Here is a 22,088-nt window from a genome sequence, read left to right on the forward strand (position 1 = left end):
CAGCAGCCATTGCTATTTTGCAAGTCAAAAAATAACCATGACGCAAAATATTGTGCGGCCGACCGAAGAAGACTTTGATGTGCTTACCCAATTGTGGGAAGCATCGGTGCGGGCAACGCACCATTTTTTACAACCCAAAGATATTTTGTGGCTTAAACCAAAGATCCGCAACGAATACCTGTACGCCGTAGAACTGTATTGCAGTAAAAATAGTGGGGGTGCAATTGAAGGGTTTCTGGGCACATCGGCAGATAAAATTGAAATGCTGTTCATTCATCCGCAGGCCAGGGGCAAGGGTGTAGGCAAAAACCTGTTGCGCTATGCCGTTAACGAGTTGGGTAAAACCAAAGTAGATGTAAACGAGCAAAACGAACAGGCAGTTGGCTTTTACCGGCACATGGGCTTTACCGTTATCGACCGAACCGAAACGGACAGCCTGGGCAAGCCTTATCCAATATTGTGTATGGAACGGCCCACATCGTTGCACATATAGGCGCCACCAAACAAGCATCGGCGCTGCATATTACAAAAAGGCCAGGCATGTATTCAATGCCTGGCCTTTTTGTAGAAAATATGATTTAGAAGCCATCGGTGGTGAGCACTACTTGTGCGCCGGGATAATTGGTTTCAGCGGTGCCTTCGGCAGTAACAAACAGCCTTGTGGGCTTGTAAGCAGATACTGTTTCCAATTGAGCCCGCAGTGTGCTGGAAAACAAGCCGCTGCTGGTTTTGAGCTGTCCCAGCTTTTTAATGCCGTCCCGGCTTTCAATCCACACCACGTACACGTTTTGCGGCACCGGCAGCCGTCTCGGTTCTGCCAGGTTTTTTACCGATACATCAATAGCGTGGTTATTGTTTTTATCTTTTTTGATTTTTACAAAACCCTCCGCAGCGGGCACTACGGTCGATGTGTTGAAAGCGATTTTACGGTTGCACGAAGCCATTGTTACCGCGAAGAGGAGCACCAGCATTGCCAGCACCCTGCGGTTGATCACATTGTAGAAAAAATGAGCCATTCTGTAGGAATTTATATAACCCAACGGCTCAAAAACCAAACCACAAGCGCTGTACATCAGGCATGCACTGTTGCCAGGCGCCGGCCCAGGCGGCGTGCAGGCATGTGGCGCCGCACCAAATGAAAGTGCGCTGCGAGTTTTCCTAAATATCCCACAACTTGGTTAATGAATACCACCAGTTGGTGACAGGCAAATAACAGGATGAGCACTGCGTACATGGGCAGCAGGAACAACATAAATGCGTAATACAGCATCAACCCGGCAAAATTCATCAAAGCGTTCATGGCGTGGTGTTTTTAGGCGGTACTTCAGGGAGGAGGGCTGGATTAAACGCTGGGAATTTGCACAGGAATCGGAGGGCGAACGGTACTAACTAGGACAGAAATCAGCAGCTGTTTGTTGCATGAAACTATAAAAAATATTTGGAAGCATCATGTTACAGTCGTCCCAATTGTTACATCCGTAATAATTAGGATAAAAATCCCGTACCAGCACCGGTTGGGAAATTTGTGATCCCAACTAAATGCCGGTACGGGATGGATGGAGCGCAATTGAACAGCGCCGGAATGCTTTGATCTTATTTACTGTTTTACATAGGCCACCGTGGTGCCGTCGGCGTGGGTGAGCAGCAGGGCCCGCTGGCCGCGGCTGTCGGTGCCTATTTCAAACCCGGCGTAAGTAGAGGTTTTGTTGGGATACACTTCATCGCTGCCAAAAGCTTTGGACGAACTGTTGCGGCTGGTGGTGTAGGCACCGCGGGCCCGGTGAAACGAAATGTTGCTGCCATCAATTTCCACCGATCCGTAACCAGTCCATTTGGCCCATGCAGAAACGCCGTATTGGTAAGTGGCCAGGTAGCCGTCTTCTTTTACCGTTCCGTCTTTCTTAATCTCGTATCCCAGGAAATATTCGTTGGTGTTGTACGTAGTGCCCGAGGGAATGTTGTACACGGTACTGCCCGAAATGCCAACGATGGCCCAGCGCCCTACCAGTTCATCGGGCACCGGGTTGGTGCGGGGCGTGCCGATGTTGTCAAATTGTTCATCGGTTTTGGTGCAGTGGGTAAACGCCAGGGCAATAGCTGCAAACAAGCAGCACAGAAATAATGCTCTCATAATGTTGGTTTTGGTTGGGGGTAAAATAAAAGATGCGCTGCAAGATTAACCCCGCAACGGCGCCGCAAAAAGCCGAAGATTGCCGATCAGCAAAAAAGGCTGCATGAGCAGCCGTTTATGCTACACGAGTGGAAGGATCGAGTGAATGGAGGAGAACTTTTTTACAGCAATAAAAAGGTGCCGCAAAAAGCAAAGGCGCATGTACCAAAAGCATTTACAAAGGTTAGGATGCGCCTTTCTCAAAGTGCGGAAAAATAACAGCGATCAGGAAAGCGAAGGAGCAGCAAAACTGTTGGCCGTAATAGGCATTGGGTTGACCACAATAAACTCTGGCGGCACAGGTGTTTCCTGCAACAGCATTTGGTACTTTACTTTCAGGTGGCGCTTAAACGAGCCCAGGTAACCGGGCTTGGAAATAAATTCCCGGTTCAGGTTTACCGACTCGATAAAGTCGTTACCGAGGTACATCATCAACTCCATAGGTGGGTTTATATTGGATGGAGTAAAACAATTAATTTTTTCCCTTTTGTGCAAAAAGCAAAAGGGGAATTTGGCGCTACTAAGTAAAACCACATAAAGCCGTTAAGGGCAAAAGGCGTAAGCCGCCATGTTACCAAACAATGCCGAAGCCATCGAATTAAATCCTGCTATTGCGCAGGCAAATGTTCAGCGAAATAAAAGATTAGCCTGAACCGGCGGTTCTGGCGTTTTTCTCCGGCCTTTGCGGCCTGCTTTCAGGCTTTGGTGCAACAGCAATTTTGCCTTTTCGGTCAGTGCATAAAAACGGCCAAAATTGTCGCGGTGGGTTTGTTGCAGGTACCCTTCCGATAACAGCATTTGCAACTCGTCCCGCTCAATTCTTGTTTTGCCAATAAGCACAATGTCGGGGAAATAATGATAGTCCATTACCGGGCGGTTGTACGCTTTCAGTAAAAGCGCCAGCAGGGCGGTATGTTCCAGCCGCGGCATTAAATGTATGGATGTGGGGTTAGTGTGGATAAATGTATAAAAACCATGCCTGTCAAGGCATTAGCAGGGCCAACTCAATAGAAAATTCAATAGCGGCACCTTTTTTTCTACATACCGATCAGGTATTATTTTGCTTATGGCCCAACACCGCCCGGCCGGCTTTAATTTTTCCATTTTGGTGCGCCTGCTGCGCAGCGCCTTTGGCGTGCTGCAGCGCAACGACCCGTTGCGCATGGCCGGCGCCACGGCATTCTTTACCACTTTTGCGCTGCCGCCCATTCTCGTGATTTTAATTCAGTTGCTCAAACGCATCCTCAACCCGCGCTATGTGCGGGCCGAGTTGTTCAAAAGCCTTTCCGAAATTGTGGGCCCCGAAGCGGTGGAGCAAACGGTTGGCGTGCTGATGGCGTTTAGGCAGCTGGCGCAAAACACCTGGATCACCATTGGCGGCGCTGTTTTTTTGGTATTTGTGGCCACTACCTTGTTTACCATTATTTCCAACTCCATCAACCAAATATGGAAAATAAGGCCGCAAAAGCGCCATGGACTGGCCAAGCGACTGCGTACCCGCGGCCATGCCGTGGTCGTTATCTTAATTGCCGGGATGCTGTTCCTTATTGGCCTGGTGGCCGAGGCATTGCAGTCGTTTATTGGCAGGGCAATCTTTGATTTTTCACCGCTAGCTTCTTTTTATTTCAATACCGCGGTCAGCAAAATCGTTTCCCTCATTATTGTTACGCTGTGGTTCGGCATCATGTTTCGTTATCTGCCCGATGCCCGGCCCCGCTGGCCCATTGCACTGGTGGGCGGTTTTGTTACCAGCCTCCTGTTTGCCGTAGGCCGCATTATTCTGCGGGTGCTGCTATCGTACAGCAACCTCAATACGCTGTACGGCACATCGGCCTCGGTGGTGCTCCTGCTGCTGTTTGTATTTTACGCGGCCCTCATTCTTTATTTTGGTGCGGCATTTACCAAAGTATGGGCCCAGCACCGCAAAACGCCCATTGCCCCGCTGGCTCATGCCATGCATTATCGCCTTGTGGAAACGCCGCTGGACGAGGAGGATTGACCAAATGCTGTGCAGCACCACAACAATGCGTACATTTATAGGGTACTAAATACAACATACTATGGGATTACTGACACCAAAAGGAAAAAAAGGCGACGGCAAGAAAAATGCGGCGCCCAAGCCAGGCCAGCAATCAAAATTCATTCAGGGGCCCAACAGCAAAGGCCAGGCAAACGTGGGTAAAAAAGGCATGACCGGCGGCTCGCAGCGCGGAAGCTAACGGCATACCTCACCGATAACGGACAACAAACTGCAGGGCCGCAGGCCCAGTTGTAAGAGTTGATCCACATGACTAAAAAGGCTGTCCCCAGGGGCGGCTTTTTTTATGGCAAAACCTGGTTTATGGCTGTTGCCAGTTTGCATTTTCCGAACAAATATTTACTAAGCGGGCAAAGAGCAAATACTTTTTTACTGAACATAAATATTTTGCTCCACTCTTCGGCTATGGTTCGCAAATTGTGTTAAATCGGGCTTAAGCTGCTTTGCCATTTATTTGTAAAACGATTTAGCATTGGGGTGCACTTTGCCCAAGCCATTTCATCCAACAAGTTCTGATTTTCGATCATTCCCCCAACCGCTTTGCACCCAAAAACATTGTTGTTTTAAACCAGTATTCCGGCTGGCACAATCCTTTCTGCATCCCCGTTTTAAAACAGTTAGCTATGACACGACTCAGGGGTAAAGTAGCCATCGTAACAGGTGGCGCTACCGGCATAGGCGAAGCCATTGTAAAGAAATTTGCCAAGGAAGGCGCTAAAGTGGTGGTGAACGGTTTCCCGGAAGACCCGGTAATGGATGTGGTAAATGAAATCACCAGCGGCGGCTGGGATGCAGTGGGCTTTTTGGGCGATGTATCGGAAGAAGGCAATGCCATGGCCTGCGTGCAATTTGCCGTGGAAACTTATGGCAAACTCGATATCCTCATCAACAACGCCGGCGTTTTCCCCGTAATGGAAATGATTGAAAACTACCCGACAAAGGCGTTTGAATACCTGATGAAAAATAATGTGCGCACCGCATTTTTAATGACCAAATATGCCATCCCCGAATTGCAAAAAACCAAGGGCTGTATTATTTGTGCCGGCTCCGAAGCGGGCATGATCGGCCTGGGCGAAAATGCAGTGTATGGCGGCACCAAAGGATTTATACATGCGTTTACCAGAGGTGTAGCGGTGGAGCAGGCCAAGCACGGCGTGCGGGCCAACTGTGTGTGCCCCGGCGCCATTGATACCGCATGGACGCATAAGGAAACCGGCCCGATGAAAAAGAAACACGAAACCATGATTGTGGAAGGCACGCCGCTGGGCCGCCGCGGTACGCCGGAAGAAATTGCCAATGCTTACCTGTTCCTGGCTTCCGACGAGGCATCTTTTATAACCGGTACGCTGTTCCAAGTGGACGGCGGCATCACCATTGCCAAAGGTGCGGTGGGCAAAGAGGCAGAGAAAGCAGCGAAGAAAGAACCTTCTGGTGAGTTACTGCTGAAGCACAAAAAAGAAGGTGCTACTGATATGTTGCGCGGTGAGCAAAAGGATATTTAGCACCGCAGTGCCCTTGCAAAAAAAGGCGCAAAGCAACACCGAGAAATTTCCTTGTGTTGCTTTGCGCCTTTCCGCCTTGGTGGTCCAAAAACTTACAACTCCGTCTTGGGCACCAGAAACTTTTCGATTTTATCTAGCACGTCTTTTTCCCGGAACGGTTTGGCTAAAAAATCATCCGCGCCGTACTCCTCCATGCCTTTTTGCGCAGCCGGATGTCCTGAGAGCATGATGATCGGAATATCTTTATGTTCCGACGATTTTAGCTTGCGGCAAATATGCCGGCCATCGGCACCCGAAAGCAGCACATCCATCAAAATCAAGTCGGGCTTTTCGGCGGCTACCTGTTGGTAAACTTCATGTTCGTGTACGGCGGTAGCCGTTTGGTATCCGCGCTTTTTCAGGATCATCTGGAGTACGGTCAGCACATCCGGGTCGTCATCAATGATCAGTATTCTTTCCATGCCAATTTCGTTGTGCAAAAGGGTGCTACTGGGTTAAAAAAGCCTGGCAGGCCAGGCAGGGTGCCGCATAGGTGAGGCGGCGTTAAAGTTACATATTTAGGTGTTTGCAAGGGTTGGTCAGGCCTCTCGTATTTTTTCGGATGAAAACTGGTTTTTAATATACTCGTTGAAAAATGATCCTGCCGATCCTTCGCATTCGATGTAGAGTTGAAAAATCTTCCACAGCCTTGGCGGCACGTTCTGGTACCGATACACATTGCCGGTGCGGAATTCAATCTCCAGCGTTTTATCTTTTTCCGAATACTCCATCCGGTGGATGGTCTGCGACTTTGCAGTAAACAGGGCCTGGCTCATGGCAATGCGTTCTTTATCCAAGATGAGCTAAAAAAATTGGGCCAAGGAGGGAGTGAGTGGGGAGTTGATAGTTGATAGTTGATAGTTGGTAGTTGACAGTTGACAGTCGGGAGTTCCGAGTTGGAAGTGTACATTTTGAATTTGGGTTTGCATTTATAGGTTTGTAGTTATAGCCAATCCTTCAAACAAAGCCCCGTCATTGCGAGGCGCCGTCGTGTTTACAAAAACTGCCACTTCAATGCGCCGAAGCAATCCCCAATTGATCATAGGCCGTTCCAATTATCCCACAGCCAAGGAAACAAATAAGGTAAAAACTATTTTACACATTAAACCACACAACACATAGGCCAATTACACATCCCTACTATCAACTACCGACTCTGAACTCCAGACTATCAACTATCAACTATCACCTCCTCCCCCCCTTGCACGCCTTTTGCAACTCCGCACCACATGGAAGGACCATCACTAGTGTTGCTCAAAGAAGAAGCCAGTAAGTTTGTGGGTAAAAGAATTGACGCCGCCGAAGGCACCAGCAAACTGGATATGGATTTTATTACCGGTCAAAAGTTGACCGGCCTGGCCACCTGGGGCAAACACCTGCTGCTATTGCTGGAAAGGGACACAATCCGTATTCATTACCTCATGTTTGGCAACTATTACATCGATAGCCGCCACCCCGAAAAAGAACCCAAACTGTCGCTGTATTTTGCCACCGGACAATGGCATCATTACAGTTGCGCCGTTAAGCTGCTCAACACCACCAACCTCGATGTCCTTTACGACTGGAGTACCGACGTAATGAACGATGCATGGAGCACCAATAAAACGATAGCGAAACTGAAAGATATGCCCCATCGCCAGGCCGATGATCTGTTGCTGGACCAGCAGGTATTTTCAGGCGTGGGCAACATCATTAAAAACGAAGTGCTCCATCGGATTGGCGTACACCCGGAAAGCAAGATCGGCTCAATGCCAAATCCAAAACTGAAAGCACTGGTTACAGAAGCCCGGCACTACTGTTTTCAATTCCTTGACTGGAAACGTGAAGGCACCCTGCGCCAGCACTGGCTGGCCCACACCAAAAAAACATGCAGCCGCTGTGGCGGTCCCATCACCAAACAACACACCGGCCTCACACCGCGACGTAGCTTTTTTTGTACCAATTGCCAGGTGAAGTATGGGTAGCGTCGGAAGTCGGAGGACCGAAGACGGAAGTCGGAAGACGATGCGGGTTGTGGGTAAATGAAGTGCAAATAGAAAAGTACCGAACCAATTCAGCAACATATACAACCATCTCTCCTGGCTCCCGACTCTCAACTCCCGACTCTCAATTCTAAACTTGCCTCAAAAAACTCTTCTTCCGACTTCCGACCCCGGACTTCCAACTTCTTTCGCACAGCATTTGCATATGCACCAGCATGGTAAGGAAAAGAGTAAAAAAGTTCTGGGCGTCGCTGGCACTGTTATCCGCCGAAGTGGTGGTGGTAACAGGCCTGCTGATTGGCGCGGTGGTGCTGTTTGCATACATGGTGCGCCGGGTGTTTATTCTGCAAAACAACAATTTCGACGAAAGCATCTTTGAAGCATTGACGCCCTACCACACCGAGACCAATAACAAGATCATGACTGCCATTACTTTCCTGGGCAAGCATGAGTTCCTGATCCCCGCCAACATAGCCTTGATCCTTTGGTTTTTGCTGGTGCGCAAACGCAAGTGGTATTCTATCCGGGTGCCGGCCGTGGCGCTCAGCTCATTGGGGTTGATGTTTTTACTCAAAAACGTATTCAACCGGGCAAGGCCCGAAGTGCCCTTGCTGGAGGCGGCCCGCGGTCTTTCTTTTCCCAGCGGCCATGCGCTGATGAGCGTTACTTTTTATGGCCTGCTCATTTACACCGTGTACCATCTCTGGAAAAACAAAACCGCCAAATGGGCCATGATCACGTTTTTGGTGATCCTGATTATACTCATTGGCTTTAGCCGTATTTACCTAAAAGTGCACTACACCAGCGATGTGCTGGCCGGCTTTGCTATGGGTTTGATGTGGCTTTTTTTATCACTTTGGATACTGGAAAATATGGAACGATATAGCCGCCGCAAACTGCAGCCGATTGTGGAGCAGGCGTGAGGAAGAGTTAGGAGTTGATAGTTGGCAGTTGATAGTTGATAGTTGGTAGAGGAAATACAAAAAGGCAATCAAAGTTTAATTGCCTTTTTGTATTTCTTGAAAATGAAGTTCTGATGTTTCCGTGAAACAATCCTCACTGTCAACTATCAACTACCAACTGCCAACTACCAACTCCCCCACTAATTCCTTTGTTGCAAATCAACCCGGTCTTCGCCTTTGGCAGTGTCGGTTTCAGGGGTGTAGTTGTAGCCGGTATCCTGCATGGCGCCGTTCTGGTCCACGGGTTTGATGCCGTCGTCTACGGCACCGCTTTCGCCGGGATTGTTGTTGCTGGCATTGCAGGCCACCAAAAGGGCGGCGCTTAAAATGATCGCTGCTATTTTCATGTTGTTTGTTTTTAATGAACAGCCATTGGTACAACTATTTTGCCACCCCTTTCAGGCCTTTGAACCGTAATCAACAAACCCAATCTTAAATCCAGCTCGGTTCCCGGCTTCTAGTCGCTATAGAAAACTTTTTACAAACCCACCCCCGCACCACATTTCCGCTCCCAGCTAATTTTCCCAACCGTTCCCGAAGCTTTTTGTTTGCCTATTCTTAACGAAAAAGCCCCATGTAAGCAAGCTGAAAATTGGTACCTTTGCCCGCCGTTTGCAATCCCGCTTTTTGGGGCGCAGCAAGGGCAAAAACATATTTAGCATCATGATTTCTGTAAATAATGTATCGCTTTCCTTTGGTAAAAGGGTTTTGTTCGATGAAGTGAACATCAACTTCACCAAGGGCAACTGTTATGGCGTGATCGGGGCCAACGGCGCCGGCAAGTCTACTTTTTTAAAAATATTGTCCGGCGAAATTGAGCCGAACAAAGGCCGCGTGGAGATCACCAAGGGTGAACGCATGTCTTTTTTAAAGCAAAACCAGTTTGAGTTTGACGAGCAAACCGTACTGAACACCGTGCTGATGGGCCACAAAAAAATGTGGGATGTGATGCACGAAAAAGACGCCATTTATGCCGACCCCGACGCTACCGAAGCCGACTACATGAAAGCCGGTGAGCTGGAAGCCGAGTTTGGCGAAATGGGCGGCTACACCGCCGAAAGCGATGCGGCTACTTTCCTGAGCGGCTTGGGCATTCGCGAAGAAATGCACCAGATGCTGATGCGGGATATTCCATCGAACATGAAAGTGCGGGTATTGCTGGCGCAGGCGCTTTTTGGCAACCCCGACATCCTGCTGCTCGATGAACCGACCAACGGCTTGGACATTGAAACCATTTCCTGGCTCGAAAACTTCCTGGCCGATTACGAAAACATCGTGTTGGTAGTGAGCCACGACCGTCACTTTCTGGATGCCGTGTGTACGCATGTGGCCGACGTGGACCGTGCCAAGATCAAGGTATTTACCGGCAACTATACGTTCTGGTACGAATCGAGCCAGTTGATGGCCCGCCAGATCAACGACAAGAATAAAAAGACCGAAGAAAAGCGCCAGGCCCTTTTGGACTTTATTGCACGCTTCTCGGCCAACGCCTCCAAATCAAAGCAGGCAACTTCCCGTAAAAAGGCTTTGGAAAAGCTCACCATCGAAGAGATCGAGCCATCCAACCGCCGCTACCCGGGCATTATCTTTCAGCCGCAGCGCGAAGTGGGCAACCAGATCCTGAACGTGGAGCACCTCAGTGCCTCGGTTGAAGGACGTACGCTTTTTAGCAAAGTAAATTTCAGCGTAAATAAAGGCGATAAAATTGCCTTCCTGAGCCGCGACCCACTGGCTGTAACTACGTTTTTTGAAATAATTAATGGCGAAAAAGAAGCCAGTGGTGGCAAATTTGAGTGGGGCACCACCATTACCAAGGCTTACCTGCCGCTCGAAAACGCCGAGTTTTTTGGCCCCGGCCTGAGCCTGATGGAATGGCTGCGCCAATACGTGCCGCCGCATGTTACCGATGCCGACGAACCGTTTCTGCGGGGCTTTTTGGGTAAAATGTTGTTTAGCGGCGATGATATTCAAAAGAAAACCAACGTACTGAGCGGTGGAGAAAAAGTACGCTGTATGATCAGCCGGATGATGCTGCAAAACCCCAACCTCATTGTGTTGGACCAACCTACCAACCACCTCGACCTCGAAAGCATCCAAAGCTTTAACGAAGGCTGTACCATATTCCCCGGTATTGTGCTGCTTACCTCGCATGACCATACGTTCATTCAAACCGTGGCCAACCGCGTAATTGAGCTGACGCCTAAAGGCATCATCGACCGACTGATGACCTTTGACGAATACATGGAAGATGCTCGAGTAAAAGAGCTGCGCGAAGAACTGTACGAAGGTGCGGTACTTGTTTAAGTGAGTTGTGAGTTGGGAGTTACGAGTGGAAAGTAAACTTAAAACGATAGTAAAAACGCCGCTGAAATATTCAGCGGCGTTTTCATTTTATAATGCCAAAGTATTTTGCCTTTGTCATCCTGAGCGTAGCGAAGGATCTGAGCCTGCACCATTGCAATTTTTGTAAAAAGAACAAGCCTGCTTTTAATAACAGGTGTTTTATTTACAACGTTCAGATCCTTCGCTGCGCTCAGGATGACAAAACAGAACCTAAAAACTCAAAAAGCATATCCCACAAAAAACTGCACTACCCCATTTTTAAAATTGGTGGTTTCTGGGTTAAACGGCAGAGGATACGGGTTGGGGTTGGTAGCAGCCGACTCCCATTTTTTATACAATTTTCCCAAGCCCAAATTGTAACGACCGCCCACCAACAAACCCTTTACCGGCCTTAGTTCTATGCCGCCGGCAAAACCATAATCAATGCGATTGAGCAGGTTGGTGATGGAGCTGTCTTTTACGTTGTTGGAAAGTTTGCTGTTGAGCAAAAGGCCTACCTGCCCGCCCAGTTGCAATTGCAGAAACTTGCCAACGTTGAACGTGGAAAGTTGTGGCAGGTAAATATAATCGTTGAGTACATCGGTGGCCTTACCGCCATTATCAAAGCTATAGCCCTGGCGTGAAAACACGATTTCGGAGCGGAAGCCGCGGCCGCTGCTGGGTGCCGGCGCATAAAATGCGCTGACCATAAACCCGCTTTTATTATTGGTGTTGATACCCGATCCGCTGGCCGTTACATACGACCAGTTATAGCCCGCTTTTATGCCCAGTTGATTGCGGCTTGGGTTCAGCTTGGTTTCTTTTTGTGCCTGTGCGGCAAATGCGGTGGTAGCCAGGATCAATCCCAGAATTGCTTTTCTCATTGCAGTAGTTTTAGTACTGCAAGAAACGGCACATTAATACACCTCGGGCCGCATTGTTGATGAGTTGAAGATTGGGCTGCATGAAAGGTGCCGCATGAGCGTTGAAATGTAATGGCGCAAACGGCTGTTTTATTTTTTAAAACCGTTCGTAGCGGGCCCGCAAGAAATTAAAGATGCCATAAGCCACAAACCCCAGCCCCACGGCACCCAATAAATAAGAGCCCATTGGCGAACCCTCCAGGAACTGGAATGCCTCACTGGTATCACCTGCCTCCGATGCATTGGCATGCATGGCTGCACGCAGCAGCAGGTAAGCCAATATGATCCACACAATGCCGCGGGCTATATAGCCCACTTTCCCCGACCGCACCAGCAGCGAAGCATGCGGCGTATGCACCTGCCCTTCGTTTACATGCTTGCGGTATTGCTCCGTCCACCCATAATATAATTGGTAAATGCCGGTGCCCAGCATAATAAGCGCAACAATGCCCACCAGCCATTGCCCTCCCGGTTTATCGAGCAACGTAGCCGCAAGGGTTTGCTGGCTGTTGCCGCCACCGCTGCTGCTTTTGCCCAAAGCCATATTGAGTGCCGCCACGGCCACGCCTGCATAGCCCAGTCCGCTCAAAAAATAAAGGGCTCGTTTGCTTTTTTTATGTTCATGGCCATACGCCGGTGCAAAGGCTTGTACCATGCGCCAGGCCACATAGCCAAACAACCCAACAGCCAACAAGAGCAGCAGCGTCCCGCCGGCCGGCGCATCACGCACCATTTTAAACACACCGCCGCGGCTGGCATCGGCCGAGGCGCTGCCCAGCTCAAAAGCCGCCATAAAGGCCAGCACGCCCAGCAGCATGTATACTATTCCTTTTGATGCATAACCGGCACGGGCTAATTTCTGAACACCTCTTTTTGCTTGCACTACTTGCATGGGTAGGAATTTTTAATCCTCATTTTTAAGTAAAAAGTACTGGCTTATTTTCCACTAACGGGCAGGCTGTCGGTGCCCGGCGGCAGCGTATCCAATTGCCTGGTGCCGTCCACTTTTGCCGAATCGGTTTCCCGTTCTTTTTCGCTGCTGCTGGTATTGCAGCCAACGGCTGCTATTACCCATAAAATAAAAAGATAACGCATGGCAGTACCCGTTAAAACATTTGTGCCACCAACAAAAAAGGCCGGTGCATATGCACCGGCCTTTTTTTAAAAGCTATTTAATCTGTTCGAAACGGTAGTTTAATCTACCACCTGTACACCGGCGGCCACTACCTGCACGCCTTTTTCCGAACCTTTTATTTTTTCAATCTCCTCTTTCGATTTGCCGCCGTCTTCCGCAAAATGTTTGCGCTGCGCTTCGGTTACTTCTTTCACTTTAGCGGTGCCGTCCACAATCACGGTTTTGCCCACCAGGTTTTGGGGCAAAAAGAATGAATGGTCTTTTGTTTTCACCATTACAGAAGTGCCGTCTGCTTTTTCCACCTTAAACCAACAGCCCATGGCCTGGCACACTTCAGTAACCTTGCCCGTAATGCGGCCATTGAATTCATCGTTGGTCATTTTTTGGTCCAACTGGTCAATGGTAATCGGGGCTTGTTTTGTTTTGGCCAGGGTTCCGTAGGTTACGCCTTTGGCTGCAGGCTTGATATCGCTTTCCTGCGCTCCGGCTGCTACAACTACAGAAAGTGCAAACAGGGAAAAAAGCAGCTTTTTCATGATGGAAGATTGTTTGTTGAATGGTAAAATTTGCGGCGGAAAGATAATCATTTATCCAGTTGCGTTATTTACAGTGGTGTTAAACACACAACCCGCCATTAATAGGCATTGGGCAGGCAAAGCATTTTTTTACCCAACGAAAAGCAACCCATTTACAGTATTGCAGCCCTCAAAAAACGGTGCTTATTTTGCACCGATCATGGCGCTAAAAACCAGCCGGTCTTTAACCTATTTTTAAACGGAAAAAAAGCAAGAAAAAGCCCTTTTCTTTGCTAAAATCATTAGTTTTACAACGCAAAAAAATCCCGGCACAACGGGATAAAAAATGCCTATTTTTAAGGACCCCTTCTTTATTTTTTCAAAACAACAACATGTCTAATAGCGAAAAATTAAAAGCGCTGAAACTTACCATTGACAAGATCGACAAAGACTTTGGCAAGGGCAGCGTAATGATGATGAACGAACGTGGCGAACAGCAGCAGGAAGTGATCTCTACAGGATCCATTGGCCTGGATGCCGCCCTTGGTATTGGCGGGCTGCCCAAAGGCCGTGTGATCGAGATCTACGGTCCGGAAAGCTCGGGTAAAACCACCATTGCCACCCACGTTATTGCCGAAGCACAAAAGAAAGGCGGCATGTGTGCCATCATCGATGCCGAGCATGCTTTTGACAGCATCTATGCACAAAAGCTGGGCGTGGACATCGACAACCTGCTGATATCGCAGCCCGACTATGGCGAGCAGGCGCTGGAAATCGCCGACCGCCTGATCTTGTCCGGCGCGCTGGATGTGGTGGTGATTGACTCCGTAGCCGCACTGGTGCCCAAAGGCGAACTGGAAGGCGAAATGGGCGACTCCAAGATGGGCTTACAAGCCCGCCTGATGTCGCAAGCCCTGCGTAAGCTCACGGCCACCATTTCCAAAACCAACACCATTTGCATCTTTATCAACCAGCTGCGCGAAAAGATCGGGGTAATGTTTGGCAACCCCGAAACCACCACCGGTGGTAACGCCCTGAAGTTCTATGCTTCGGTGCGCCTCGATATCCGCCGCATGACGCAGATCAAAGACGGTGAAGAAGCCGTGGGTAACCGCGTAAAAGTAAAAGTGGTGAAAAACAAGGTAGCGCCTCCGTTCCGCGTGGCCGAGTTTGACATCATCTTTGGCGAAGGCGTTTCCAAAATTGGCGAGATCCTCGACATTGGCGTAGAGATGGGCATTGTAAACAAAAGCGGAAGCTGGTTTAGCTACAACACCGATAAGCTGGGCCAGGGCCGCGAAGCGGTAAAACAACTGCTGAAAGACAATACCGAACTAGCCAACGAGATCGAAACCAAGATCCGCGAAAAGCTGAAAGAAGCTGCAGCAGCGTAACACAAATTAGTTTTCGGCATAAAAAAAAGGCCTGCGTATGCAGGCCTTTTTTGGTGTTACTAGGAGCGGTTGGGCTTTTCAAGTATGGATAAATCTGTTTAAATGGGCACGCTCTGGTTTTTCAACAATGTCTTTGCGTGGTTAAGGTCTTTTTATGGCTCGGCTGTTTTTATATCAAATACTTTGCCATATATATAAAACATTACCCATCAGTATAGTTACAAAACAAGCACTTCCGTATTTTGGCCCTGATCGATATCATTTGGGCCCTTTGCCGGCCAGTAGCCCGGAATAATTAATTTCACCCAAAATTTCCAGCATGGCAGATATACGCAAAATTGGCCTCCGCAAACGCATTGCTTTGGTGGCCCACGATCACAAAAAAAAGGAACTAATAGACTGGGCAGTACAAAACCGCGACATGCTGGCTACCCACGAACTGCTGGCCACCGGCACCACCGGCAAACTGCTGGAAGAGAAACTGGATCTGCCTGTAAAAAAGCTGTACAGCGGCCCGCTGGGTGGCGACCAGCAGATCGGCTCCCTCATAGCTGAGGGGCATATTGACCTGATCGTGTTTTTTTGGGACCCTATGGAAGCGCAGCCCCACGACAGTGACGTAAAAGCGCTGCTCCGCCTGGCCGTGGCCTGGAACATCCTGATGGCCTGCAACCGCACCAGTGCCGATTTCTTGTTGACCTCCCCGTTGATGGATTCCGAATACACCATTATTACCCCCGATTACTCCGGCTACCTTACCCGTAAACTGGTGTAAAAAAGTACGATGGACTATAGGCGAAGGGCGATGGACTTTTATTGTTCATCGCCCATTGTATGTATACAATGTAGCGGCGAAATTGAACAAAAATCGCTGGTAAAAAGAGGCATGTTTAACACGCTGAAAGCCTTGTGTGGCTTAAATTTGCGGGTATGCCCTTTCAATTGCAATCTCCTTATCAACCGGCTGGCGACCAGCCTTTTGCCATACAACAACTTACTGAAGGTATCATTGATGGCGACCCGCACCAGGTGCTGCTGGGTGTAACGGGCTCGGGTAAAACATTTACCATGGCCAACGTTATTAAAAATGTGCAAAAACCCACCCTGGTACTGACGCACAACAAAACGCTGGTGGCACAGCTTTATGGCGAGTTCAAACAGTTTTTTCCCGACAATGCCGTAGAGTATTTTGTATCCTACTACGACTATTACCAGCCCGAGGCTTATTTGCCCACCACCGATACCTACATTGAAAAAGACCTCAACATCAACGAGGAACTGGACAAGCTGCGGTTGCGGGCTACCACTTCGCTCCTTTCGGGCCGCCGCGACATCATCGTGGTGGCATCGGTGAGCTGCATTTACGGCATGGGTAACCCCACCGATTATGAAAGCGGCATCATCCGCATTGCGCAGGGCGACCGGCTGAGCCGTCAGGGCTTTTTGCATGCGCTGGTCAATTCGCTGTACACCCGCACCTCCGTTGAATTTACCCGCGGTACTTTCCGGGTAAAAGGCGACACGGTGGACATCAACCTGCCTTACATGGACTTTGGTTACCGCGTTACTTTTTTCGGTGATGAGATCGACTCCATTGAAAGCATCGATATTGCCTCCAATAAACGCATTGGCCGGCTGGATAACGCGGCCATTTTCCCTGCCAACCTGTACGTGGCGCCAAAGGACATGATGCAGCAGGTGATCTATGAAATTCAGGATGAAATGTCGGCGCAGGTGGAGTATTTTAAAAGCGTGGGCAAATTTATTGAAGCGCAGCGCCTGAAAGAACGGGTGGATTACGACCTGGAAATGATTCGCGAACTGGGCTTTTGTAACGGCATTGAAAACTACAGCCGCTTTTTTGACCGCCGCAAACCCGGCACCCGCCCCTTCTGTCTGCTCGATTATTTTCCAAAAGATTATATCTGCATGATCGATGAAAGCCACCAGACCATTCCGCAGGTGAGCGGCATGTATGGCGGCGACCGCAGCCGTAAAATAACGCTGGTGGATTATGGCTTCCGCCTGCCCTCGGCACTGGACAACCGGCCGCTGAACTTCCATGAATTTGAAGGCCTGATGAACCAGGTAATTTATGTAAGTGCCACCCCCGGCGACTACGAACTGGAGCAAACCGGCGGCGTGGTGGTGGAGCAGGTGGTGCGGCCTACCGGCCTGCTGGAACCGCCCATTGAAGTGCGCCCCAGCGTGAACCAGATTGACGACCTACTGGACGAAATTGACAAGCGGGTAAAAAAAGGCGACCGGGTGCTGGTAACGACGCTGACCAAGCGCATGGCAGAGGAAATGGATAAATACCTCAAACGCATTGACATTAAATCGAAATACATCCACTCGGATGTAGACACGCTGGAGCGCATTGAAATTCTGCGCGACCTGCGCCTGGGAAAAATTGATGTGCTGGTGGGTGTGAACCTGCTGCGGGAAGGGCTGGATTTACCAGAAGTGTCCTTGGTGGCCATTTTGGACGCCGATAAAGAAGGCTTTTTGCGCAACGAACGATCGCTGACGCAAACTGCCGGCCGCGCTGCCCGTAACTCAGAAGGGCTGGTGATTTTTTATGCCGATAAGATCACCGAAAGCATGCAGCGCACCATTGATGAAACGGGCCGCCGCCGTGAAAAGCAAATGGCTTATAACATTGAGCATGGCATCACGCCCACAACGGTTAAAAAATCAAAAGAGCAGATCATGGCGCAAACCTCAGTGCTCGACATCAAAGGTTACGACCCTGATTCGCCGTATGCACTGGAAGAAATTGTAACCAAAGCGGCGGAAGACGGCGATGAATACACCACCATTCCGCAGGTAGAAAAAGCCATCTCCAAAACCAAAAAAGAAATGGAAAAAGCAGCCCGTGACTTGGACTTTATGGAAGCTGCAAGACTGCGCGACGAGATGTTTGGATTGCAAAAAAAGCTAGAAGCGATGAAATGATTTACGATTTACGATTTTGGATTTACGATTGGAGAGCAATCGTCGTTCGTAAATCGTAAATCCAAAATCAATTCAATTTGTTTCTTGATGTTTTAATAGAAGCTACTATAATTGAAAGCAGCTCGTTTGCTTCTTTGAAATGGGGCGCAACGGCATCGCGGAAACGAGGTTCCAGTGCGGCAATAAATTCAAACCAAAACATGCTTTCATCCAATTCTTCTTCTACTATTTTAAGTTTGTTGATAAAATCTGGCGTGGACTTTCCGCGACAAGCAGCCCGATAGTTTGCTGCAACTGATGTGGCACACCGTACAAGCTGTCCTTTTATAATGCGCAATTCATCTTCCTTAGGAAATGTTCTGGTAAACAGGCAGACTTGTACCGCCCATTTTTTGAACCGAATCTTTAACTCATCGCTAGTCATTCTGGTTGCTTTAGGTTTCAAGGCTGTTTAAATTCCGCAAAAAAGCATTGTCGCAAAAGATAAGTACACTTGCGCCAGAATACAATCGTCAATCCAAAATCGTAAATCGTAAATCTCTACATGTTGCCCTTGCTCATATTCGACCTCGACGGCGTGCTGGTGGACAGCGAGCCGCTTTCCGACCGGGAATTCAATAAATGCCTGCAGGCCGATGGATTTGCCCTGACGCCGGAGTTCAGCAATAAATACTTTTTGGGCCGTTCGCTGCGCGACTGCCTGCATTCGCTGGAAGATCATTTTGGCCGGCTGCCCTCCGAAGGTGTGCTGGAAGACTACGCCCAAAAAATTGAAGTGGTGCTGCGCAACGAGTTGCAACCCATTGCCCACATTCCCGAAGTGCTGCCGCAGTTGCCGCATCCCAAAGTAGTGGCTTCGGGCTCCGAGCCCCAGCGCATTGCGCTATCGTTGGAAGTAACGGGCCTGCGCAAATATTTTGTGCAAATCACTTCGTCTTACGAGGTGGCAAAAGGCAAACCCGAGCCGGATGTTTTTTTAAAAGCGGCCGAAAAAATGGGCTACGGTGCAACGAATTGCCTGGTGATTGAAGACACTATTTTTGGTGTGCGGGCTGGCGTGGCTGCCGGCATGAAAGTGCTTTGTTATCAACCCCACCCCGATCATGTTTACGAAGTGCCCGAAGGCGTGGTGGTATTTCAAAGCATGGCGCAGCTGCCCGATTTGATATCCGCCAGCTAATTTATTTCTTGCGTCCCATTTACCAGCGAAAAGACAGCGCCGCCGTGCCCCAGTTTTCGGGCAGGTGCATGGTGGTGGCCTCACGGCCCTTATGCGTCATGGCTACCTGGATGGAAAAGCGGCGCGGCGCCACAACAATTCCTGCCTGGTGCCTGGCCAGCAGCGGCCGTGGCGAGGTGGCAAACCGGTTATCGGCATGTTGCATCCAACCGCCCTGCAGCGTAGCATTGTGGGCTTGCGCAATCAACTGCGGTTCGTAATAAACGTACCACTCACATCTTTTACCCGCATCCAGCATGCGGGCATCAAACGCCGCCGAACCCAAAGTTCTATTGACCCGGCCAATGCGCAGCAATGCACCCGTGCCGCCCTGCACAAACAGGTTGCCGAACTGGCCCTGCACGCTGCCATGCAACTGCATTCCAAATGATGGATTGCCCACTTGCAACAGGGGATGCACATAACGGGCTTCGGCATTGATGCCGACAGCTGTTTTCAATTGATTTTCCCAGCCAAACGGCACCCGGAGCCGGAAGTTGTGGTGGTGCCAGCGCTGCACTTCTTTTCCAAAAGCCTTTTCACCCACTACGCCTATTTGTGCGCCCCATTGCAGCAGGCTACCACTTGCATAAAAGCGGCTGCGCAACGCTTTCAGGTACAGGTAGCCGGTAAACGGGCGGTCCATGTCTTCGGCGTCGCCGGTATTAAAGCGGTAAGGTGTAAAAATCTGGTGGCCCAGTTCGGCGGTAAAGAGCCGCGGTTGGCCATTCGCCCCCGGCGGCAATGCATGCACATAGCGCAGCATAGTTCCGTTGGAATAATAGCGGTCGCGGAAAGTAAATGCGTAATTATCGTTTTCGCTAACGAGGGTAACCTGGTGGCTCATGCGCTTTTGTGCCTGTACGGCAGAAAAGCAAATTGTATTGAAGCAAAAAAATAGCAGCAGTTGGCAGCGGCGCATTTTGGCGGGGGGTTCGGAAGCGCCAAGTTACTTTTTATTGCTCAGCTTGCAAATGCTGTTCGATGGGTGGCAAAAAACAAACGACCAGTCTCAATTTCGGCCATTTGCAGCGCCGTTTTTTATTCAGTCAAATCCTTTAAGGCCTGGTTGATCAGGTGCGGTTCAAAACCGCGCTGCATGAGGAAGTCGCTCGTCTTTTTTTTACGCACCAGGTATTGTTCGCCCTTCAGGCTTTCGTATTTTTTTTCGGCGAGGGTGTACAGCGTCTTTAAGTAATCCCGTTCTTCGATGGCTTTCAGTGCTTTTTTGATGTTGTATTCGCTGACGCCTTTTTCTTTTAACCCGTATAAAATTTTCTTGCGCCCCCAGCTTTTCATCCTGAATTTACCCCCGGCAAATTGCTGCGCAAAACGTTCTTCGTTGAGGTAATCGCCTTCGATAAGCGCCACCACAATTTCATCGTGTTCCTTTTTGGCCACGCCCAGGTCCCAAAGTTTTTGCACCACCTCGCTGTGGCTGCGCTCCTGGTAAGCACAATATTGTTTGAGCTTTTGCAGGGCCTGTTCTTTGGTAAGGTATTTCTTTTGCATGGCGCTTGTTTGCAACGGCAGGTGGTATAAAATTGAAGTGCCGTAAAGATAGGCGCAGCGTTTAGTTTAATGATGCCGTGCAACAACAGCCCTGTTTACCTGCACAATTAAACCTAACTTTTACGCCTTATTGGACCTTGTTGGGTGCATGTATGCATGTAGTACAACAAGAAAAACTAATGCCAGCCATGCAGTTGCAAACGGCAACATCATTTGGCTGCGCCGCAAACAGACACCAACCATTGGCAACACTGAACTGGCTTCAACGAACGCTGCGCGGCCCCATTGTGTGGGCCACCAACCGCTATGCATCGCGGCCCAACCGGCTGCGCATTTTCGAGTCGCTGTCGAAGTTGTATGCAGCCATTACCGATGGCGAAAAGGCCAAAGGCCCGCTGATCCCGTTTGATGCGGCTTCGGGCAAATTCATCATTTTTTCCGACCAGCACAAAGGCGGTCGCAACGGTGCCGATGATTTTGTGATGAGTGAAACGGTGTACCTGCAGGCCTTGCAACATTACCACGATGAAGGCTATCACTTCATTGGCCTGGGCGATTGCGAAGAGCTTTGGGAAAATACCTGGATGGCGGTAAAAAAAGCGCACAAGCCATCGTTTGAGCAGGAAAAAAAATTCATTGATGCGGGCCTTTTTACGAAGGTGTTTGGCAACCACGACCTGCAATGGCAAGAAGATCCTTTTGCCCCTATTTTTTTAAAAGAAGTGTACGGCACAAATGTGCCCATTTACGAAGGTGTGGTGCTGCAAACAAATGTTGGCGGGCATCAAATACACTTGTTTTGTACGCATGGCCACCAGGGCGATGAAGTCAGTGATGGCAACTGGTTCTCGAAGTTTTTTGTATCGCGGATATGGGCGCCGCTGCAGGCTTTTGTGCAAATAAACCCCAACACACCGGCCTATGACAACGGCCTGAAAACAACCCACAACCGCCTGATGCAGGAATGGAGCGCTGCGCAAAACGGGTTGCTGCTCATTACCGGCCACACGCACCAGCCGGTGTTTGAATCCTTAACGCACCTGGAGCGGCTGTACCGCAGATTGCTGCTTGCCAGGCAGGCAGCAGATGCGCCACTGTGCACCGAACTGGAGCAGGAAATACAGCTGCGCAAACAAGAGTATAAAACGGTATCGGATCAATACCTTTCGCTGCAGCCCTGTTATTTCAACACGGGTTGCTGCTGCTTTTCGGATGGCGACATTACCGGGATTGAAATTGCCGACAGCAGCCTGCGCCTGGTGAAATGGAAAAAAGTGGACGGCACCGCACACCGACAGGTGCTGGAAGAAACGCCGCTGGCCGACCTGCTGCTGGCAGTAACCACGCCGGAAGAAAGCAATTGGACGTGAGGGGAGACAACAGATAAAAGAGAACAGATAAAAGACAATAGACATTA

Annotated in this window: 28 protein-coding genes; 13 read left to right on the forward strand and 15 right to left on the reverse strand. The window is 49.5% G+C overall.

Features of this window, described 5'->3' with window-relative positions; genetic code table 11:
- Positions 1-37: 37 nt before the first annotated feature.
- The gene (locus DRJ53_RS19250) at positions 38-493 is read left to right on the forward strand and encodes a GNAT family N-acetyltransferase (protein ID WP_114237299.1); all 456 of its coding nucleotides are present in this window, start codon (positions 38-40) and stop codon (positions 491-493) included.
- An 85-nt stretch (positions 494-578) separates the two neighbouring features.
- Here the strand turns inward: DRJ53_RS19250 and DRJ53_RS19255 are convergent, their stop codons facing one another.
- From DRJ53_RS19255 to DRJ53_RS19275, 5 genes are all read right to left on the reverse strand, one after another.
- Complete coding sequence (locus DRJ53_RS19255; protein ID WP_206609841.1) at positions 579-1,016, reverse strand: hypothetical protein; 438 nt, start codon at positions 1,014-1,016, stop codon at positions 579-581.
- Between the two features lie 56 nt (positions 1,017-1,072).
- Entirely contained in the window at positions 1,073-1,300 is a 228-nt protein-coding gene (locus DRJ53_RS19260) for a hypothetical protein (RefSeq protein ID WP_123893705.1), read from the reverse strand.
- Between the two features lie 297 nt (positions 1,301-1,597).
- The gene (locus tag DRJ53_RS19265) at positions 1,598-2,131 is read right to left on the reverse strand and encodes a hypothetical protein (RefSeq protein ID WP_123893707.1); all 534 of its coding nucleotides are present in this window, start codon (positions 2,129-2,131) and stop codon (positions 1,598-1,600) included.
- Between the two features lie 264 nt (positions 2,132-2,395).
- Entirely contained in the window at positions 2,396-2,611 is a 216-nt protein-coding gene (locus DRJ53_RS19270; RefSeq protein ID WP_114237302.1) for a hypothetical protein, read from the reverse strand.
- A gap of 186 nt (positions 2,612-2,797) precedes the next feature.
- Positions 2,798-3,100 (reverse strand): hypothetical protein, encoded by a 303-nt coding sequence (locus DRJ53_RS19275; RefSeq protein WP_114237303.1) that lies wholly within the window; start codon positions 3,098-3,100, stop codon positions 2,798-2,800.
- A gap of 136 nt (positions 3,101-3,236) precedes the next feature.
- Here DRJ53_RS19275 and DRJ53_RS19280 point away from each other — a divergent pair, with 136 nt between their 5' ends.
- The 3 genes from DRJ53_RS19280 (at position 3,237) to DRJ53_RS19285 (ending at position 5,710) form a co-directional block, all read left to right on the forward strand.
- Positions 3,237-4,169 carry a YihY/virulence factor BrkB family protein gene (locus DRJ53_RS19280; RefSeq protein ID WP_114237304.1) on the forward strand — a complete coding sequence of 311 codons (933 nt, stop codon included), beginning with the start codon at positions 3,237-3,239 and terminating at the stop codon, positions 4,167-4,169.
- Between the two features lie 61 nt (positions 4,170-4,230).
- Entirely contained in the window at positions 4,231-4,389 is a 159-nt protein-coding gene (locus tag DRJ53_RS21360; RefSeq protein ID WP_155523229.1) for a hypothetical protein, read from the forward strand.
- A 442-nt stretch (positions 4,390-4,831) separates the two neighbouring features.
- Positions 4,832-5,710, forward strand: coding sequence for an SDR family NAD(P)-dependent oxidoreductase (locus DRJ53_RS19285; RefSeq protein ID WP_114237305.1), 879 nt, complete (start codon positions 4,832-4,834; stop codon positions 5,708-5,710).
- A 92-nt stretch (positions 5,711-5,802) separates the two neighbouring features.
- Here the strand turns inward: DRJ53_RS19285 and DRJ53_RS19290 are convergent, their stop codons facing one another.
- A complete protein-coding gene (locus DRJ53_RS19290; protein WP_114237358.1) occupies positions 5,803-6,171 on the reverse strand; it encodes a response regulator in 369 nt (122 codons plus the stop codon).
- A 117-nt stretch (positions 6,172-6,288) separates the two neighbouring features.
- Positions 6,289-6,546, reverse strand: a complete 258-nt coding sequence (locus tag DRJ53_RS19295) for a KTSC domain-containing protein (protein ID WP_114237306.1) — start codon at positions 6,544-6,546, stop codon at positions 6,289-6,291.
- Between the two features lie 432 nt (positions 6,547-6,978).
- Between DRJ53_RS19295 and DRJ53_RS19300 the strand changes: the two genes are divergently transcribed.
- Both DRJ53_RS19300 and DRJ53_RS19305 read left to right on the forward strand, forming a co-directional pair.
- Positions 6,979-7,713, forward strand: a complete 735-nt coding sequence (locus DRJ53_RS19300) for a DNA-formamidopyrimidine glycosylase family protein (RefSeq protein WP_114237307.1) — start codon at positions 6,979-6,981, stop codon at positions 7,711-7,713.
- 233 nt (positions 7,714-7,946) lie between these two features.
- Positions 7,947-8,654 carry a phosphatase PAP2 family protein gene (locus DRJ53_RS19305; protein WP_114237308.1) on the forward strand — a complete coding sequence of 236 codons (708 nt, stop codon included), beginning with the start codon at positions 7,947-7,949 and terminating at the stop codon, positions 8,652-8,654.
- A 179-nt stretch (positions 8,655-8,833) separates the two neighbouring features.
- Here the strand turns inward: DRJ53_RS19305 and DRJ53_RS19310 are convergent, their stop codons facing one another.
- A complete protein-coding gene (locus DRJ53_RS19310; RefSeq protein WP_114237309.1) occupies positions 8,834-9,040 on the reverse strand; it encodes a hypothetical protein in 207 nt (68 codons plus the stop codon).
- 316 nt (positions 9,041-9,356) lie between these two features.
- On the opposite strand from DRJ53_RS19310, the gene DRJ53_RS19315 reads away from it, so the two are divergent.
- A complete protein-coding gene (locus DRJ53_RS19315; RefSeq protein ID WP_114237359.1) occupies positions 9,357-10,997 on the forward strand; it encodes an ABC-F family ATP-binding cassette domain-containing protein in 1,641 nt (546 codons plus the stop codon).
- 257 nt (positions 10,998-11,254) lie between these two features.
- Here the strand turns inward: DRJ53_RS19315 and DRJ53_RS19320 are convergent, their stop codons facing one another.
- The 4 genes from DRJ53_RS19320 to DRJ53_RS19330 all read right to left on the reverse strand — a co-directional run bounded on the left by DRJ53_RS19320 (position 11,255) and on the right by DRJ53_RS19330 (position 13,609).
- Positions 11,255-11,899: an outer membrane beta-barrel protein gene (locus DRJ53_RS19320; protein ID WP_114237310.1), complete on the reverse strand. Its 645-nt coding sequence runs from the start codon at positions 11,897-11,899 to the stop codon at positions 11,255-11,257.
- 136 nt (positions 11,900-12,035) lie between these two features.
- On the reverse strand, positions 12,036-12,830 hold the full coding sequence (locus DRJ53_RS19325; RefSeq protein WP_114237311.1) for a DUF1206 domain-containing protein: 795 nt from the start codon (positions 12,828-12,830) through the stop codon (positions 12,036-12,038).
- A 44-nt stretch (positions 12,831-12,874) separates the two neighbouring features.
- Positions 12,875-13,033, reverse strand: coding sequence for a hypothetical protein (locus DRJ53_RS21365; RefSeq protein WP_155523230.1), 159 nt, complete (start codon positions 13,031-13,033; stop codon positions 12,875-12,877).
- Positions 13,034-13,132: 99 nt separating this feature from the next.
- Positions 13,133-13,609 (reverse strand): DUF4920 domain-containing protein, encoded by a 477-nt coding sequence (locus DRJ53_RS19330; protein ID WP_162303932.1) that lies wholly within the window; start codon positions 13,607-13,609, stop codon positions 13,133-13,135.
- Here DRJ53_RS19330 and DRJ53_RS21430 point away from each other — a divergent pair.
- The 4 genes from DRJ53_RS21430 to uvrB all read left to right on the forward strand — a co-directional run bounded on the left by DRJ53_RS21430 (position 13,608) and on the right by uvrB (position 17,940).
- Positions 13,608-13,847 (forward strand): hypothetical protein, encoded by a 240-nt coding sequence (locus DRJ53_RS21430; RefSeq protein WP_162303933.1) that lies wholly within the window; start codon positions 13,608-13,610, stop codon positions 13,845-13,847. The two genes, DRJ53_RS19330 and DRJ53_RS21430, sit on opposite strands and share 2 nt — an antisense overlap.
- 133 nt (positions 13,848-13,980) lie before the next feature.
- Positions 13,981-14,982 carry a recombinase RecA gene (gene recA / locus DRJ53_RS19335; protein ID WP_114237313.1) on the forward strand — a complete coding sequence of 334 codons (1,002 nt, stop codon included), beginning with the start codon at positions 13,981-13,983 and terminating at the stop codon, positions 14,980-14,982.
- A 319-nt stretch (positions 14,983-15,301) separates the two neighbouring features.
- Positions 15,302-15,757: a methylglyoxal synthase gene (locus tag DRJ53_RS19340; protein ID WP_114237314.1), complete on the forward strand. Its 456-nt coding sequence runs from the start codon at positions 15,302-15,304 to the stop codon at positions 15,755-15,757.
- Between the two features lie 155 nt (positions 15,758-15,912).
- The gene (gene uvrB / locus DRJ53_RS19345) at positions 15,913-17,940 is read left to right on the forward strand and encodes an excinuclease ABC subunit UvrB (protein ID WP_114237315.1); all 2,028 of its coding nucleotides are present in this window, start codon (positions 15,913-15,915) and stop codon (positions 17,938-17,940) included.
- 67 nt (positions 17,941-18,007) lie between these two features.
- Here the strand turns inward: uvrB and DRJ53_RS19350 are convergent, their stop codons facing one another.
- Entirely contained in the window at positions 18,008-18,364 is a 357-nt protein-coding gene (locus tag DRJ53_RS19350; RefSeq protein WP_114237360.1) for a four helix bundle protein, read from the reverse strand.
- 120 nt (positions 18,365-18,484) lie between these two features.
- Here DRJ53_RS19350 and DRJ53_RS19355 point away from each other — a divergent pair, with 120 nt between their 5' ends.
- Positions 18,485-19,120: an HAD family hydrolase gene (locus DRJ53_RS19355; RefSeq protein ID WP_114237316.1), complete on the forward strand. Its 636-nt coding sequence runs from the start codon at positions 18,485-18,487 to the stop codon at positions 19,118-19,120.
- A 19-nt stretch (positions 19,121-19,139) separates the two neighbouring features.
- Here DRJ53_RS19355 and DRJ53_RS19360 read toward each other — a convergent pair whose 3' ends face one another.
- Both DRJ53_RS19360 and DRJ53_RS19365 read right to left on the reverse strand, forming a co-directional pair.
- Positions 19,140-20,081: a lipid A deacylase LpxR family protein gene (locus tag DRJ53_RS19360; RefSeq protein ID WP_114237317.1), complete on the reverse strand. Its 942-nt coding sequence runs from the start codon at positions 20,079-20,081 to the stop codon at positions 19,140-19,142.
- 119 nt (positions 20,082-20,200) lie between these two features.
- Positions 20,201-20,671, reverse strand: a complete 471-nt coding sequence (locus DRJ53_RS19365; protein WP_114237318.1) for a regulatory protein RecX — start codon at positions 20,669-20,671, stop codon at positions 20,201-20,203.
- A gap of 242 nt (positions 20,672-20,913) precedes the next feature.
- Here DRJ53_RS19365 and DRJ53_RS19370 point away from each other — a divergent pair, with 242 nt between their 5' ends.
- Positions 20,914-22,041, forward strand: a complete 1,128-nt coding sequence (locus tag DRJ53_RS19370; RefSeq protein WP_241558633.1) for a metallophosphoesterase — start codon at positions 20,914-20,916, stop codon at positions 22,039-22,041.
- Positions 22,042-22,088: the final 47 nt, after the last annotated feature.

The organism is Paracnuella aquatica (assembly GCF_003332885.2).
GTDB classification, from domain to species: Bacteria; Bacteroidota; Bacteroidia; order Chitinophagales; family Chitinophagaceae; genus Flavisolibacter; species Flavisolibacter aquaticus.

Excerpts from the sequence above, each read along its gene's own strand:
- DRJ53_RS19250 (WP_114237299.1), top strand. The coding sequence starts at position 38 with ATGACGCAAAATATTGTGCGGCCGACCGAAGAAGACTTTGATGTGCTT.
- DRJ53_RS19255 (WP_206609841.1), bottom strand. The coding sequence starts at position 1,016 with ATGGCTCATTTTTTCTACAATGTGATCAACCGCAGGGTGCTGGCAATG.
- DRJ53_RS19260 (WP_123893705.1), bottom strand. The coding sequence starts at position 1,300 with ATGAACGCTTTGATGAATTTTGCCGGGTTGATGCTGTATTACGCATTT.
- DRJ53_RS19265 (WP_123893707.1), bottom strand. The coding sequence starts at position 2,131 with ATGAGAGCATTATTTCTGTGCTGCTTGTTTGCAGCTATTGCCCTGGCG.
- DRJ53_RS19270 (WP_114237302.1), bottom strand. The coding sequence starts at position 2,611 with ATGGAGTTGATGATGTACCTCGGTAACGACTTTATCGAGTCGGTAAAC.
- DRJ53_RS19275 (WP_114237303.1), bottom strand. The coding sequence starts at position 3,100 with ATGCCGCGGCTGGAACATACCGCCCTGCTGGCGCTTTTACTGAAAGCG.
- DRJ53_RS19280 (WP_114237304.1), top strand. The coding sequence starts at position 3,237 with ATGGCCCAACACCGCCCGGCCGGCTTTAATTTTTCCATTTTGGTGCGC.
- DRJ53_RS21360 (WP_155523229.1), top strand. The coding sequence starts at position 4,231 with ATGGGATTACTGACACCAAAAGGAAAAAAAGGCGACGGCAAGAAAAAT.
- DRJ53_RS19285 (WP_114237305.1), top strand. The coding sequence starts at position 4,832 with ATGACACGACTCAGGGGTAAAGTAGCCATCGTAACAGGTGGCGCTACC.
- DRJ53_RS19290 (WP_114237358.1), bottom strand. The coding sequence starts at position 6,171 with ATGGAAAGAATACTGATCATTGATGACGACCCGGATGTGCTGACCGTA.
- DRJ53_RS19300 (WP_114237307.1), top strand. The coding sequence starts at position 6,979 with ATGGAAGGACCATCACTAGTGTTGCTCAAAGAAGAAGCCAGTAAGTTT.
- DRJ53_RS19305 (WP_114237308.1), top strand. The coding sequence starts at position 7,947 with ATGGTAAGGAAAAGAGTAAAAAAGTTCTGGGCGTCGCTGGCACTGTTA.
- DRJ53_RS19310 (WP_114237309.1), bottom strand. The coding sequence starts at position 9,040 with ATGAAAATAGCAGCGATCATTTTAAGCGCCGCCCTTTTGGTGGCCTGC.
- DRJ53_RS19315 (WP_114237359.1), top strand. The coding sequence starts at position 9,357 with ATGATTTCTGTAAATAATGTATCGCTTTCCTTTGGTAAAAGGGTTTTG.
- DRJ53_RS19320 (WP_114237310.1), bottom strand. The coding sequence starts at position 11,899 with ATGAGAAAAGCAATTCTGGGATTGATCCTGGCTACCACCGCATTTGCC.
- DRJ53_RS19325 (WP_114237311.1), bottom strand. The coding sequence starts at position 12,830 with ATGCAAGTAGTGCAAGCAAAAAGAGGTGTTCAGAAATTAGCCCGTGCC.
- DRJ53_RS21365 (WP_155523230.1), bottom strand. The coding sequence starts at position 13,033 with ATGCGTTATCTTTTTATTTTATGGGTAATAGCAGCCGTTGGCTGCAAT.
- DRJ53_RS21430 (WP_162303933.1), top strand. The coding sequence starts at position 13,608 with ATGATGGAAGATTGTTTGTTGAATGGTAAAATTTGCGGCGGAAAGATA.
- DRJ53_RS19330 (WP_162303932.1), bottom strand. The coding sequence starts at position 13,609 with ATGAAAAAGCTGCTTTTTTCCCTGTTTGCACTTTCTGTAGTTGTAGCA.
- recA (WP_114237313.1), top strand. The coding sequence starts at position 13,981 with ATGTCTAATAGCGAAAAATTAAAAGCGCTGAAACTTACCATTGACAAG.
- DRJ53_RS19340 (WP_114237314.1), top strand. The coding sequence starts at position 15,302 with ATGGCAGATATACGCAAAATTGGCCTCCGCAAACGCATTGCTTTGGTG.
- uvrB (WP_114237315.1), top strand. The coding sequence starts at position 15,913 with ATGCCCTTTCAATTGCAATCTCCTTATCAACCGGCTGGCGACCAGCCT.
- DRJ53_RS19350 (WP_114237360.1), bottom strand. The coding sequence starts at position 18,364 with ATGACTAGCGATGAGTTAAAGATTCGGTTCAAAAAATGGGCGGTACAA.
- DRJ53_RS19355 (WP_114237316.1), top strand. The coding sequence starts at position 18,485 with ATGTTGCCCTTGCTCATATTCGACCTCGACGGCGTGCTGGTGGACAGC.
- DRJ53_RS19360 (WP_114237317.1), bottom strand. The coding sequence starts at position 20,081 with ATGCGCCGCTGCCAACTGCTGCTATTTTTTTGCTTCAATACAATTTGC.
- DRJ53_RS19365 (WP_114237318.1), bottom strand. The coding sequence starts at position 20,671 with ATGCAAAAGAAATACCTTACCAAAGAACAGGCCCTGCAAAAGCTCAAA.